Source organism: Protofrankia coriariae (genome assembly GCF_001017755.1).
Lineage (GTDB): Bacteria > Actinomycetota > Actinomycetes > Frankiales > Frankiaceae > Protofrankia > Protofrankia coriariae.
On the sequence record NZ_JWIO01000006.1, the window covers coordinates 100,253 to 114,444 of the forward strand.

A 14,192-nucleotide genomic window follows, 5' to 3' on the forward strand; every position below is an offset into this window, starting at 1 on the left:
ACGCTCGCCGCGGCCGGCTGCCGGCACGACCGCGGCCACACGGTCAGACATATGCATAAAAAGCGTCAAATAGATTCAGACGCGTTGGTTATCCGAGTATCCGCCGCCGCGACTAACCCGCCAGTACCTCGTCGAGCATCGCCTCGGCTTTGTCCTCGTTGGTGCCCTCGGCCAACGCCAGCTCACTGACCAGAATCTGACGCGCCTTGCTCAGCATGCGCTTCTCACCAGCGGACAGCCCCCTTTCGCGATCACGACGCCAGAGATCACGAACGACCTCGGCGACCTTGTTCACGTCACCCGAGGCGAGCTTCTCGAGATTCGCCTTGTAACGCCGCGACCAGTTGGTTGGCTCCTCGGTGTGCGGGGCCCGCAGGACCTCGAACACCCGCTCAAGACCGTCCTGGCCGACCACATCACGGACACCGACCATCCCGACGTTGTCTGCGGGGACGCGCACAGTGAGGTCACCCTGCGCAACCTTGAGCACGAGATAGAGCTTTTCCTCGCCCTTGATGACGCGTGTTTCAATCGCGTCTATGAGAGCAGCACCGTGATGTGGGTAAACAACGGTCTCGCCGACTTGGAACGCCATGTGTCAAGTGCCCCTTCCGCCTTCACCAGGGTAACACGCGTGCATCGACGCAGGTCAGACGCGTGCTTGTGGAACAGGTCGACGACGGCCCGTCCGGACGTCCCGGTGACGCGTCCAGCGCGCCTCGGCGACGCTCCGGACCAGGCGAAACAGGCAATGGCCACCAGCATGGACAGCTCACCCGGATGTTGTTGCTGTGCTTCCCGCTACCCCGTGACGCCGTGATCGGCGTCATGATCGAGGAAGGGCAGCCGCACCGCCGCGCCGCTCGGACCGCGCCCGCTGGTGGAATCCACCCGGGGTGTCGTCACGCGACCGTGTACGACGCCCCGGGCCGCGCCGTACCGGACGATGCCGCCCCCGGACGATGCGCGCCCCGCTGGCGTCCGCCCTGCTGACACGGCACCAGCTTCCTATACCACCCGGCACATGGACCGTCCATCGGCCACGATGGAGGGGTGCACGTCACACCGCCGCCGCCTCCCGCCTCCGGGGACGACGGAAACGGCCCCGGCCACGAGGACGACCAGCACGCCCACCTTCCGCATCAACGCTGGGAAGAGCTTCCCCCGGTCGACGTCAGGATCCCTGACGACCTGAGCGAACTCGACGACGAGGTGGCCGCCTACCAGGCCGAACTGCGGGCGCAACGGCGGCGGGAGCGCGTCGACCGGCTGGTCCCGGGCCTGCGGAGCCTGCGCGGCCGGCGCCGCCGGCCCGGCAGGCGTCACCGGCCCGACCTGCTCGAGCGGCTCGACCGACGTGACCGTCCGAGGGCACCGGGCGGGCGCCCTCGCCACACCTCCGGGGCTGCCGTCGCACTGATCGTCATCGTCCTCGCGGCGCTGGGCGCGATGGTGCCGCTCGTCCTCGCGCATCCGCGGCCGCTCGCGCCGCAGGGCGCGGTCCCGCTCGCGTCCACGACCGCCCCGCCAGGCGCGGTCGGCGGGCTGCTGCCGGGCGTCCCGCTCAGTACCGCCCGTACCTCCCGTCCCGCCACTGATCTGCGACCAGCGCTGATCGTGCTCCTGCCGGTGGCCTGCGAGTGCCCGCGGGCCATCCACGAGATCGTGAGCCAGGCCCGGGAGGGCCGGCCGATACCGACCTATCTTGTGGCGCCGTGGACCGACGACCCCTCGCTGGAGCGGCTCGTCCGTCAGCCGGACGCGGCCGCGGGGTTCGCCGTCGGCTACAACGACCCGGGCGCCTCCCTGTCCCGGCTGTACCGGGCCGACCCCCGGCAGCCGACCCTGCTGCTCGTCGCCATGGACGGCCGCCTGGTGCACCCGCCACGTATCTTCACCGTCGGTGACCGCCTGGAGGGATGGCTGGGGGCGTTGCCGGGCCGATAGGCGCCTCCCGGCCCGGCCCGGCCCGGCCCAGCCCGGCCTGGCCTGGCCCGACCGGCCCCGGGCCGACCCTGCGTCCATCGCGCGGCGATGTTCCGAACAGGCGCTGCCGGCATGGCTGTCGCGGCCCGCCCGTCCTGTTACGGTTTGCTGTGTCTTGTCATGGCTTGCCATGGGTTTGTCATGGCCGTCTCCCGGGTGTCGGCCAGCAGGCCCGCAGCGCGGCGGCGTCCCATGGCTGGTTCGCCGCGCCGCGGGAGGACCTGCACTAACATGTGGTCCGCGGTCGGACTCTGCACGTATGCGAGTTCTGTGCGAATGTGCGTCCTGGGGTTGGGACCGTGCCCGTCCCGTCCGCCGGCCCGGCGACGGGGTCAACCGACACCGACGTGACGATCGTCGGTTCCGCACCGAGGAGCAGCCGACTCGTGAGCCACCGCCCGGGTGTGCGTACCGCGACCGCCTTGCTGGTGGCCGCCACATCGCTGATCGGCACGGCCGCGCTCTCCGCCTGCGCGGCCGGCAGCGACACGCTGACGTCACAGGCCCGCACGACCACGAACACGGTGTCCGGTGCCGTCGGCACCATCGCGCTGCGCAACGTCTACGTGGCCGGGCCGGCGGCCAGGGGCGGGGACGCCCAGGTGGTTTCGGCCTTCTTCAACGGGGGGACCCAGGAAGACCAGATCATCCAGGTCAGCTCCGACGCGGCCAACGGTGGCGTGGCACCCGCGTCGTCGGTTCTGAAGCCCGGCGGCGGCGTCATCTACATCGCCAATGGCAGCGCTCCGACGCTGACGGGGCTGAACCGCGAGCTGCTCGTCGGGCAGGCGATCCCGGTCACGTTCACATTCGCCAAGGCCGGCAGCGTCACCCTGAACGTCCCGGTGGAGCCGGCCGCTCCCGGGGCGTCCGCGCAGCCCACGGTGACGACCCCGCCCGCGCAGGCCACCGCGGCCACCAGCGCGACGCCCACGCCGCGCGCCGTGGCCTCCACCGACCGGGCGCACTGACCCGGACGGCCTGGGCAGCCGTTACCGCGGGTCGTGGCAGCCGGCTTCGGTGTCGCCCCTGGGCAGTGGGGTGCCGCGTTGCCGCGGGCCGGACGACGTCCGGGCAAAAGCGATTATTATGATCCGTTGGGACAGATCATAATAATCGCTGTCGTACAGCCGACAACGTCGATTATCCACCGCCCCGTAGTAGTTGTCGGAGCATGCCTATACGGTGCGGGCCATGTCCTCTCGGCCTCCCGTTCCCCGACCGAGCGCACCAGGCCCGTCCGGCTCCCGCGTCGCCTCGGGCGGCTTCCGATGCAGCGGATGCGGTGCTGAGGCCGTCAAGTGGACCGGTCGCTGTCCGCGCTGCCAGGCGTGGGGGACGGTCGAGGCACAGGTTCCCCCCGCCCGCGCGGCCCACCGGGTCAGCAGCCGCAGCCTGGCGGCGCGACCCGCCGCGGTGGTCACGGCGCCCGCACGTCCGATGTCGGATGTCGACGTCACCACGGCCCGCAGCCGTCCGACCGGCGTCACCGAGCTCGACCGGGTGCTCGGCGGTGGGTTCGTGCCCGGGGCGGTCGTCCTGCTGGCCGGGGAGCCGGGCGTGGGCAAGTCCACGCTGCTGCTCGAGGTCGCCGCCCGTAGCGCCACCTCCGGCGCGCGGGCGCTGGTGGTCACCGGTGAGGAGTCGGCCGCGCAGGTACGGCTGCGGGCGGGCCGCACCGGGGCGGTGCACCCCGAGCTGTGGATCGCCGCCGAGACCGACCTGGAAGCCCTCCTCACCCACGTTGACGAGGTCCGCCCCAAACTGCTTGTGGTTGACTCGATACAGACCATCACCACCGCCGCGACGGAAGGCGCCGCCGGCGGGGTCACCCAGGTCCGTGAGGTGACCGCGGCCCTGATCCGGGCGGCGAAGGCGCTGGACATGGCCACCGTCATCGTCGGCCACGTGACCAAGGACGGCACCGTTGCCGGGCCGCGCCTGCTCGAGCATCTCGTCGACGTCGTCCTGCACTTCGAGGGCGAGCGCCACTCGTCCCTGCGCCTGGTCCGGGCGAGCAAGAACCGCTTCGGCCCGTCCGACGAGGTCGGCTGTTTCGAGATGGGCGACGGCGGCATCCGCGGGGTCGCCGACCCCAGCGGGCTGTTTCTGTCCCGCTGGCACGACGGCGGGCCGATGGACGGCGTGGCGGGCACCTGCGTGACGGTCGCCGTCGAGGGCCGCCGGCCGCTGGTGGCCGAGGTGCAGGCGCTGGTGGCGAGCTCGGCCGCGGCCGTACCGCGCCGGGCGGTCTCCGGGCTGGACTCGGCCCGGGTCGCGATGATCCTCGCCGTCGTGGAACGCCGTGGCCGCATCCAGCTGGGGAAGTCGGACGTCTACGCGGCGACCGTCGGCGGTGTCCGGCTCGCCGAGCCGGCCGCCGACCTGGCGATCGCGCTGGCCACGATCAGCAGTGTCGAGGACCGCCCCATCCCCGGCGACCTGATAGCGATAGGGGAGGTCGGCCTGGCCGGCGAGGTCCGCTCGGTGGGCGCGGTCCGCCGGCGGCTGACCGCGGCCTTCAGACTCGGCTTCCGGCGGGCGCTGGTACCTCCGGACGCCGGCCCGGCGCCCGAGTGCATGACGACGATCGAGGTTTCCGACCTGGGCCAGGCGATACGGCACATGTACGGCGCGAGCGAATGAAAAGCACATTCGGTGAAAACACCGCTACAACAACGCAGGAGCGGCATGGCAAAGCAGCCGGCCCGATACCATGACCAGGGCGGGACGCCCCGACACAGAGGGAGCCAGATGGCAGGATCACCCGGGGATGACACCTTCCGGGCGACACTGGCCACTGTCGCCCCCGGTACCCCTTTCCGGGACGGGCTCGAACGCATCCTGCGCGGCCACACCGGCGCCCTGATCGTACTTGGTCACGACAAGGCGGTCGAAGGCCTCTGCACGGGCGGTTTCGAGGTGGACGTCGAGTTCTCCGCCACCCGGCTGCGGGAACTGGCGAAGATGGACGGCGCGATCGTCCTGTCGTCCGATCTTCAGCGGATCGTGCGCGCGGCCGTCCACCTGGTGCCCGATCCGACGATCTTCACCGAGGAGTACGGCACCCGGCACCGCACCGCCGAACGGGTCGCCAAGCAGAGCGGCTACCCGGTGATCTCGGTCAGCCAGTCGATGCGCATCATCGCGCTGTACGTGGCGGGCCGGCGCTACGTCCTCGACGAGTCGGCCGCGATCCTGTCCCGGGCCAACCAGGCACTGGCCACCCTTGAGCGTTACAAGATGCGGCTGGACGAGGTCGCCGGCACGCTCTCCGCGCTTGAAATCGAAGATCTTGTTACTGTTCGTGACGCGATATCGGTCAGTCAGCGCTTGGAGATGGTCCGCCGCATCGCCGACGAGATCGAGGGCTACGTCGTCGAGCTGGGAACCGACGGCCGGCTGCTCTCCCTCCAGCTCGAGGAGCTGATGGCGGGAGTCGAAACCGAGCGGGAACTCACCGTCCGTGACTACCTGCCGTCCGGGGGCAAGGTCGGTACCGCCGCCGAGGTGCTGGCGCAGCTGTCCGCGATGTCGTCGACGGAGCTGCTGGACCTGACCGTGCTCGCCCGCGCGCTGGGCTTCTCCGGCGGCGCGGACGTGCTCGACAGCCAGGTCAGCCCCCGCGGCTACCGCATGCTGGCCAAGGTGCCCCGGCTGCCGCGGCTGGTGGTGGACAGGCTCGTCGACCACTTCAGCACCCTGCAGAAGCTGCTGGCCGCCGGCGTGGACGACCTGCAGGCCGTCGAGGGCGTTGGCGAGGCGCGCGCGAGGGCCGTCCGCGAAGGGCTCTCCCGCCTCGCCGAATCCAGCATCCTCGAACGCTACGTGTAACCGGAACGGCTGTGTGCGGCCGCATGTGAAGCACCGCATGGTGCACCCTCGCGTGCCCGTGTGAACCGCTGGACAGCGCGGAGACGGGCGTCCGTTCGCGTCACACGCGCCGCCAGCCGATGACCGCCGACCGATGGCGGTGGGCCGCGCGGCCCAGCCCACCTGTGGGCCCCGGCCTGCCCGGCCGGCGGCCATGCCAGGATGGCGGGGATGGCATCCACCGCCTCTCCCACGGCCACCTCGGCATCCGTGACCACTGCTGCGGCCGATGCGGCCGCCGTAGCCGATGCGGTCGACGCGGTGTCGGTCGACGCGGCCGAACCGGCCGCTGTGGCACCCGTGGCCGCCACGGCCGCCAGGCCCGGCCCCGGGGCTTCGACGGCGTTCTCCGACGCCGTCCTCGAGTGGTACGCGACCCACGCCCGTGACCTCCCCTGGCGGCACCCGGAGGCGAGCCCCTGGGCGGTTCTCGTCAGCGAGATCATGCTGCAGCAGACGCCGGTGAACCGGGTGCTGCCGGCATGGCAGGCCTGGCTGGACCGCTGGCCCGCCCCGTCGGCGCTCGCCGCGGAGCCGGCCGGCGAGGCCGTCCGCATGTGGGGGCGCCTGGGCTATCCGCGCCGGGCGCTGCGGCTGCACCAGGCCGCGGTGGCCATCACCGAGGAGCACCACGGGCTGGTTCCCGACGACCTGGAGCATCTGCTTCGGCTGCCGGGAGTGGGGACCTACACCGCCAGAGCGGTCGCCGCGTTCGCCTTCCGTCAGCGCCACGCTGTGATCGACGTCAATGTCCGGCGGCTCGTCGGCCGGGCCGTCAACGGCCGCGACGACCAGCGGACGGCCGTGTCACGCCGGGACCTCGAACTGGTCGAGTCCCTGCTGCCCCACGACGCCGAGAGCGCGGCTCAGGCCAGCGCCGCGTTCATGGAGCTCGGTGCGCTGGTCTGTGTCGCGCGTACCCCGCGGTGCGAGGCCTGCCCGCTGCGGTGGGAGTGCGCCTGGCGGCGGGCGGGCAGCCCGGCCNNNGGCGGGCGGGCAGCCCGGCCGCCGCGGACACGGGCCGACGCACGCAGAGCTACGCCGGGACCGACCGGCAGGTACGCGGAAAGCTGCTCGCGGTGCTGCGCGAGTCACCCGTCCCGGTGCCGCAGGACGTCCTGGACACCGTGTGGGACGAGCCCGTGCAGCGCGGCCGTGCGCTGCACGGGCTGCTCGACGACGGCCTCGTCGTCGCAGTCGCGCCCGGCGTGTACGCCCTGCCCGGCGAACAGGTCTGGCCCGGCGTGCACAGCCCATCCGGCGGATAGCCCACCCAGCGGACGGAGCCCCGGGCCGACCGGCCTTCCTCGGTATTTGCTATAAAGCAAGGTAAGATTCCGTGAGCATCCAGCAACAAGCCAGCCAGCCAGCCCGAAGCAAACAGTGCCGATCCCAGGAAATGGTACTGAAGAGCGTAATTCGTAAATCGTTTCGAGTTGGCCGGAAAAAGGACCACACAGTTGGCCGCGAACGCATCGGACCGGATTGCTAACTTCACATCGAGGAGGCCCGAACATGGACACCGACGGCGACCCTGTTCCCGAACCCCGAGGCATACCCGCCGCTGCGCCGGCCTCGCTCGCCGAGGTGGTGACGGTGCGGCACGGCCCACTGGTTGACCACGAACTCGTTCTCAGCACCGGAGCGACCGCGTCCGACCTGACGTCCGCAATGATCATGGTGCCACCGCAGGCCGCGCTGGTGAGTTTCCACGGTGACGTCGACCTGTCACTGGTCTTCCGGGAAAGACCGGGGTGCTACGGCGACAGTCCCGAAGACCTGGCCGGACCGGCCGTGTAGCGCGTGTAGAGGTAAGTGCGTGCAGAGGTAAGCAGAGGTAAGCGGTAGAGACGGCGCACGCGGCGCCGTGGCGCGTGTGACGCCAGGCCGTCCCGGTAGCCGTGACCTGGCCGCGAACCGTGACGGCCACATCGCCTCCGGGCGGGTGGACCGCACGGGACGGCCAGGCAATATCGTGGGCGGGTGGCCATACTCTCTCCCCGCGGTGAGGACTTCCCTCGCTGGTATCAGGACGTGCTCGCCAAAGCTGAACTGGCCGACAACGGCCCGGTCCGGGGAACCATGGTCATCCGACCGTACGGCTACGCGATCTGGGAGCGGATGCAGGCCGACGTGGACGCCCGGATCAAGGCGACCGGGGCGGTCAACGCCTACTTCCCGCTGTTCATCCCGGAAAGCTACCTGCGCCGGGAGGCCCAGCACGTCGAGGGCTTCAGCCCGGAGCTCGCGGTCGTCACCCACGGCGGCGGCAAGGAGCTGGAAGAGCCGGTGGTGGTCCGCCCGACCAGCGAGACCGTGATCGGTGAGTACATGGCGAAGTGGACGCAGAGCTACCGCGACCTGCCGCTGCTGCTCAACCAGTGGGCGAACGTGGTGCGCTGGGAACTGCGCCCCCGGCTGTTCCTGCGCACCAGCGAGTTCCTCTGGCAGGAGGGGCACACCGCACACGTCGACCAGGCGGACGCCGCCGCCTACGCCCGCCGCATCCACCTCGAGGTCTACCGGGAGTTCATGACCTCGGTGCTCGCACTGCCCGTCCTCGTCGGCCGCAAGACGGCGAAGGAGCGGTTCGCCGGCGCCATCAACACCCTCACCCTCGAGGCGATGATGGGCGACGGCAAGGCGCTGCAGATGGCGACCAGCCACGAGCTCGGGCAGAACTTCGCGCGCGCCTTCGACATCGACTTCCTGGGCGCCGACGGCCAGCGGCACCTGGCATGGACGACGTCGTGGGGCTCGTCGACCCGCATGATCGGCGGTCTGATCATGGCGCACGGTGACGACAACGGGCTGCGGATACCCCCGCGGCTGGCACCCGTCCAGGTGATCGTGCTGCCCGTCCGGGACGACGCGGCGCTCCTCGAGCGGGTCTCCCAGATCACCGAGGGGCTGCGGGCCGCCGGGGTACGCGTCCAGCTCGACGCCCGGCCCGGCCTGTCGTTCGGCCGGCGGGTCACCGACGCCGAGCTCAAGGGCATCCCGGTACGTGTCGAGATCGGCCCGCGCGACCTTGCCGCCGGCAGCGTCACCCTGGCCCGCCGCGACACCTCGGAGAAGATCACCATACCGCTCGACGACGTGCTGGCCCGGGTGCCCGCGCTGCTGGACGACGTCCAGCAGAACATGTACGACGCGGCCCTGGCCGCCCGTGACGCCCGCACCCGCGACGTGTCGGACCTCGCCGAGGCGGTCGAGGCGGCGTCGGTGGGCTTCGCCCGCCTGCCGTGGGCCGCCGTCGGTGACGGCGGCGAGGCCAAGCTCGCCGAGGAGTCGTTGACCGTCCGCTGCATCCAGCGGCCGGACGGAACGCTCCCGGACAGCGGGGACGAGCCCGACCTGGTCTGCATCGTCGCCCGCGCCTACTGACCGGGCCTACTGACCGGGCCCGCTGGCCGGGCCACGGCCCGCGGGCCAACGGCCGTATTGTCGATTAATTCTGCCGTCCCCGGGTATTTCCAAGATCGGGCTTGTGATGCCCGACCGCCGACACGGCCACGCCGCCACGTGGCTCCCGCCCGAGCGGATTCCGGTCCGAGCGGGAGCTGCCGCGCTGTCGCACGGTCGCGAGTATCGAGGAGAACGGGAGCACGCTCATGGGCGAGAATCCGGACAAGATCAGAACGGACATCGAGCTGACCAGGTCCCGGCTCAGCGAAGAACTCGGCCTGCTGTCGGAGCGGGTAAGTCCGGGCCGGGTCGCTGGACGGACCGCCGAGGACGCCCGCAGCGCCGTGACCCACGCCCGGGAACGGGTGGTCAGCGGCACGGCCGGCGCCCGCATCCGACTCGCCGGATATGCGGGTGAGCTCGGGCCCAAAGCGTCGGTAACGGCACACAGGGCCTCGGCCGGCGCGTATCGGGCCAGACAGGCCGCGGACGAACTGGTGCACCGGGCCGGCCAGAATCCGCAGATTGCCGCGGGCACCAGAAAAATCCGGGAATCCACGGGCCAGGTGATACGGACGACGCGCAGCCGGGCCGCGGACAATCCCGGCGCCACCCGGGCCGTGGCGGCCGGTGTGGCCGGTACGGCGGTGACCGGCGCGGCCGTCCTCACCGTCGTGCGGCGGCGCCGCCATCGGAACTGGTACGAATAAGTTCGCCTGGATGTAAGTCCACCTCGGCCGCCGCGTAACCGGGCATGAAACGGCCGGTCAGCTGACCGCGTACGGTCAGCTGGTCGCATGTCCGCTTCGGTCAGCGGACCGCGGATGCAGCAACGGCTGCCGGGCCCGGTCGAGCTTTCCCGCGTCTCCCCGTGTATATCCGTGTCCGCCAGGTTCGCCGTATTTTCGTATTCCCGGATTCCCGGTCCCGACGCCAACGGCCTCACGCGGTTGTGGTGCGGATGTCATGCGCGTTCCGGGTCTCCCGGGTCTCCCGGGTTTCTCGGGCCTCTCGGCTGTCGGCGGCGCTGCCGGGCCCGTCCCCGGGCACGGCTGTGGCTGATGCGACGTCGTCCCATACCACGGTGCGGTCCCGTCCCAGCGCTTTGGCCCTGTACAGGGCCCGGTCCGCCATACCGACCAGCTCCACCTGGTCCGAGACATGCACGGGAAAGGCACAGGCGCCCACCGACACGGTGGCGAAAAGCGAGATGTCGGCATTCACCGTGATCGGGTTGGCGGCCACTCTGGTCCGCATCCGTTCAGCGACCACGCTGAGCTCGTCCAGATGGACGTTGGGGGCCAGCAACGCGAACTCCTCACCGCCATAACGGGCGAGCACGTCGCCCGGGCGGGTGGTCCCGCGCAGCCGGACGCTAATCTCGGCAAGCACCCGGTCACCCGCTGGATGACCGTAATGATCGTTGATCGCCTTGAAATGGTCGACATCTATGATGAAGAGAGCCAGTAGGCCGCCGGTACGGCGTACCCGGGCGAGCTCTATCGGCAGTTCCGCCTCAAGAAAACGACGGGTGTACAGGCCGGTCAATGCGTCGGTGATTGCCAGCCGACGCTGGTCGGAGAGCAGGACCGTCATCCGGGCGATCGTCAACAGGAACATCAGGGTGTACGCCACGGCGATCACCGGAATGTCGTGGGTGATCCCGCGGGCATACTGCACCAGCATTGTGACAGGTGCGACCAGGGCGGCACCGAACAGAACGGCAAGGCGACATCGGCCGAGGCCGACGTCGCCGGCCGGAGCCTGGTCGGCAATACGGGCCATTGTCGGATGCAGCGCCGCCGCGCCCAGTGCGAGAGAACCGGCGAGCCAGATCACGTCCAGGATGTTTCCCGGCTGGTAGGTACCGTTCAACCGTTGCAGGCCGTACAGGGTGTCCGCCGTCATGACTGCCACAAGATTTCCCATGAGCAGGAAGAGAGCCAACGGTTGGCGGCCGGATCCCAGGAGTAGTTTGACTCCGACCGCGAACAGGACGAGATCCATGGCCGGGTGCCCGAGCAACGGGACGGCCTCACCCAGCCGGCCGGGGCCGCCGCGGACGCGGGGCCCGATGAGATAGACCCACGCCAACATGGTCACGGCGGCCGCGAACGTTCCGGTGTCCAGCAGACCAGGCAGGTCACGCCCGGGGGTGCGGTACCGGGCGAGCAGCACCAGGCCCGTAACCACGAAGGGGTAGCGGAGCAGGACGAAGGCGTCGGAGACGGTCCGGAAATCCATGGTGTCGGGTACGTCGTACAGCAGACAGCAGGTCATGCCGGCGATCACGTACACAACCTGGCCGGCTCCCAGCAACAGCCAGGGCAGCCGCGGCGTGGGCCTGAACCGGACAACACCGATGAGGACCGCCACCACCGACGACACGCCGATCAGGCAGTAGAGTGCCGCCCGCCCCGTATCACCGACGGGTGTCAGCCAGTATCCGATCACGAGAACGGTGCCGGCCGTCAGATAGAGCAGCCACGGCCGACCCACGGCCTGGTCGGAATCCGCCCGTCCCCGCCCCATCAGGTCGCCCCCCGGCGGCAGGGCGGCCGACCGCGAAACCCGCCCGCCCGGACGGCTCGGTGAAATGTCAGGGTTCGTGTCATCCTGGAAACGGCCTTCATGACGAGATGCCCGGACCTGTCCGGCGGCGTGGAAAATCTCATACCGACGATACGATACAAAAATAGTACTCCGATGGGCAAAGCCTTCCAAATTACTTGGCAACGAAGTCCGGCAACCGGTTCGGCCAGCTTTCCCGGACAACTCTGGTGACGACCGGCGCCAGCCGGCCGAGATCTCCCGGCAGCCTGGGATGCCGGGTCCGCCGAAGCGGCTTGCGAGCCTTCCGGACCGCGGACCCATGGCCAACAGAATCATGATCACAGAACCTTGGTCCCGTCGGGAAGCCGGACCACCGGGCCTGCCGGACCGACTTCCGGACCACCCGAGCGAAAGCGGTACAATCACGCTCTCTTTGATCCACCGGGAAGCCGCGACGGCCACTATGCGTGACGCAAAGCGGCTTCGCCGCCGTACCCCACCCTGTTCCTCCGCCGCGTCGCCATCTCGGCGCGGACGGCTGGTCCGCGCCGGCGAACGACCGGCTGGCCGGCCCACCGGAGGACAACGGCCGGTACGCCCAAAGCATCACGTGACCGACATCCCTTACGTCGACTTGTTCGTCCGTCTTCGGGTTCAGTCAAACAGTATGGAGGAATGCTTTTCTCCATCAACGTACGGGTCCGTCCTATCCGGAGCGTGGCCACGAGGTGTAGCCAGGAGATCCGTGCGCTACGCGCCGCCGTCGGCCCACCGTGGCGGGGTGGCCGGCACCGGCGACCAGCCTGGCCACGCGGCCTGCGGGGCTGGCTGGACGTCGCCATGGAGTTCGGGATCGGGCAGCGGGCGTTGCTTGTCCACTCAGCCGCGGACGCCGGCGGCGGCCTGGGTGCGGCATATGCCACAAACCGGTTTCATCACAGCGGGACAGGTGACCGGAAACACCGTCACCGGACGACGCCGCAGCACGGGGACGGACAGTGGGAAACGACACCATGGGCAGTCCCGTGGGCTTCCGGATACGAAACGGAACGTATTTACCCGGACGGCCCTGGAAGCCCCGGGCGGACCCGGACACCGACGCGCCGCACGCTACCGCACACCCCGGGAAGCTGGGCCTTCCGGACCTCCCCGAGCGGCTTCCGCGGCAGCCGCGTCCGACCGGGGGCAAACGCACCGGAAAAACATGACCACGCCGTCCACGACCTGTCGGTGGCACGACGCCCCCGGCCCTACCGGGCCAGCTGATTCCTGATATCAGGGAACCGGCCCGACCACCTGCGAATCCTTTATCTGTACACGACCTTTACACGCCGGTCCGGCAGTGACAAGAGGATGTGATCAATCGTACGTTTGAACGCGGTGACCGGTTTTGTTCCCACTCGGGAAAGTTGATGCGCTCACAGCCACAATGCCCGTCAACTCGGTAGCGTGATCCCCAGGGTGGGGAAGTCGCAGGAGAGGAGCGGGCGTGCTGGCGCCGCTGACCGACGCTGATCCCCGAAAAGTCGGGAGATACTGGCTCCAGGGACGACTGGGTGCCGGCGGGATGGGCGCTGTTTACCTTGGTTTCGACGAGGATGGCCACCCCATGGCGGTGAAGGTCATCCGGCCGGAGCTGATTGGTGACGCGGACTTCCGGGAACGGTTCCGCCGGGAGGTCGCGGCCGCGCGCCGCGTCCGTGGCAGGTTCGTCGCGGAGGTCCGCGACGCCGACGTCGACGCGGAACGCCCGTGGATGGCCACCGAGTACGTCGACGGCGTGAGCCTCTCGGCGGCCGTCAGCGAGCGGGGGCGGCTGAGCGGGTCCATGCTCGTCGACCTCGCCGCGAGCCTCGCCGACGCCCTCGCCGCCATCCACGCCGCCGGACTGGTGCACCGCGACCTCAAACCGTCCAACATCCTGCTCGCCTGGGACGGGCCGAAGGTCATCGACTTCGGCGTCGCCCACGCCATCGACACGACCGAGCACACCCAGACCGGCCACATCATCGGAACGGTCGCCTGGATGGCCCCGGAGCAACTGCGCGGCGAACGGGCTGGCCCCGCGGCCGACATCTTCTCCTGGGCCATGTGTGTGGCGTTCGCCGCGACCGGCCGCCACCTGTTCGCGGCGGACACACCCACCACGTCCGCCCTGCGCATGCTGCGGGAGGAGCCGGACCTGCGCGGCATACCGGAAGGCCTCACGGTGCTGCTGCGGCGCGCTCTCGACCGGAACCCGGCCAGACGGCCCACCGCTGTCGAGCTCGTCACCGGCATCGTCCGGAACTATCCGGACAGCGCCGACCTGGCGGACGAGGTCACCCGGCGGGTCATGGTCGCCCCCCAGCCACCGCCGCCGCCATCGGCGG

10 protein-coding genes and 1 pseudogene are annotated in these 14,192 nt (G+C 70.1%); 9 read left to right on the forward strand and 2 right to left on the reverse strand.

All coding sequences use genetic code 11. From position 1 onward, the window contains the following. Positions 1-112: 112 nt before the first annotated feature. On the reverse strand, positions 113-595 hold the full coding sequence (locus FrCorBMG51_RS05815) for a CarD family transcriptional regulator (protein WP_006545253.1): 483 nt from the start codon (positions 593-595) through the stop codon (positions 113-115). A gap of 458 nt (positions 596-1,053) precedes the next feature. Here FrCorBMG51_RS05815 and FrCorBMG51_RS05820 point away from each other — a divergent pair, with 458 nt between their 5' ends. The 8 genes and pseudogenes from FrCorBMG51_RS05820 to FrCorBMG51_RS05855 all read left to right on the forward strand — a co-directional run bounded on the left by FrCorBMG51_RS05820 (position 1,054) and on the right by FrCorBMG51_RS05855 (position 9,977). Next, positions 1,054-1,947, forward strand: a complete 894-nt coding sequence (locus FrCorBMG51_RS05820; RefSeq protein WP_047222072.1) for a hypothetical protein — start codon at positions 1,054-1,056, stop codon at positions 1,945-1,947. Between the two features lie 425 nt (positions 1,948-2,372). Beyond that, positions 2,373-2,957, forward strand: a complete 585-nt coding sequence (locus FrCorBMG51_RS05825; RefSeq protein WP_157180404.1) for a copper chaperone PCu(A)C domain-containing protein — start codon at positions 2,373-2,375, stop codon at positions 2,955-2,957. A gap of 223 nt (positions 2,958-3,180) precedes the next feature. Next, on the forward strand, positions 3,181-4,632 hold the full coding sequence (gene radA / locus FrCorBMG51_RS05830) for a DNA repair protein RadA (protein ID WP_047222074.1): 1,452 nt from the start codon (positions 3,181-3,183) through the stop codon (positions 4,630-4,632). A 108-nt stretch (positions 4,633-4,740) separates the two neighbouring features. Beyond that, entirely contained in the window at positions 4,741-5,820 is a 1,080-nt protein-coding gene (gene disA, locus FrCorBMG51_RS05835) for a DNA integrity scanning diadenylate cyclase DisA (RefSeq protein ID WP_047222075.1), read from the forward strand. A 201-nt stretch (positions 5,821-6,021) separates the two neighbouring features. Then, a pseudogene (locus FrCorBMG51_RS05840) lies at positions 6,022-7,127 on the forward strand (HhH-GPD family protein). A 247-nt stretch (positions 7,128-7,374) separates the two neighbouring features. Continuing rightward, positions 7,375-7,659 (forward strand): hypothetical protein, encoded by a 285-nt coding sequence (locus FrCorBMG51_RS05845; protein ID WP_013875410.1) that lies wholly within the window; start codon positions 7,375-7,377, stop codon positions 7,657-7,659. 183 nt (positions 7,660-7,842) lie between these two features. Further along, complete coding sequence (gene proS, locus FrCorBMG51_RS05850; RefSeq protein WP_047222076.1) at positions 7,843-9,246, forward strand: proline--tRNA ligase; 1,404 nt, start codon at positions 7,843-7,845, stop codon at positions 9,244-9,246. A gap of 227 nt (positions 9,247-9,473) precedes the next feature. Then, positions 9,474-9,977: a DUF3618 domain-containing protein gene (locus FrCorBMG51_RS05855; RefSeq protein WP_047222077.1), complete on the forward strand. Its 504-nt coding sequence runs from the start codon at positions 9,474-9,476 to the stop codon at positions 9,975-9,977. A gap of 232 nt (positions 9,978-10,209) precedes the next feature. Here the strand turns inward: FrCorBMG51_RS05855 and FrCorBMG51_RS05860 are convergent, their stop codons facing one another. Further along, positions 10,210-11,799: a GGDEF domain-containing protein gene (locus FrCorBMG51_RS05860; protein ID WP_052914365.1), complete on the reverse strand. Its 1,590-nt coding sequence runs from the start codon at positions 11,797-11,799 to the stop codon at positions 10,210-10,212. A 1,510-nt stretch (positions 11,800-13,309) separates the two neighbouring features. On the opposite strand from FrCorBMG51_RS05860, the gene FrCorBMG51_RS05865 reads away from it, so the two are divergent. Beyond that, on the forward strand, positions 13,310-14,192 hold an 883-nt coding region (locus FrCorBMG51_RS05865), incomplete at its 3' end, for a serine/threonine-protein kinase (RefSeq protein ID WP_157180413.1).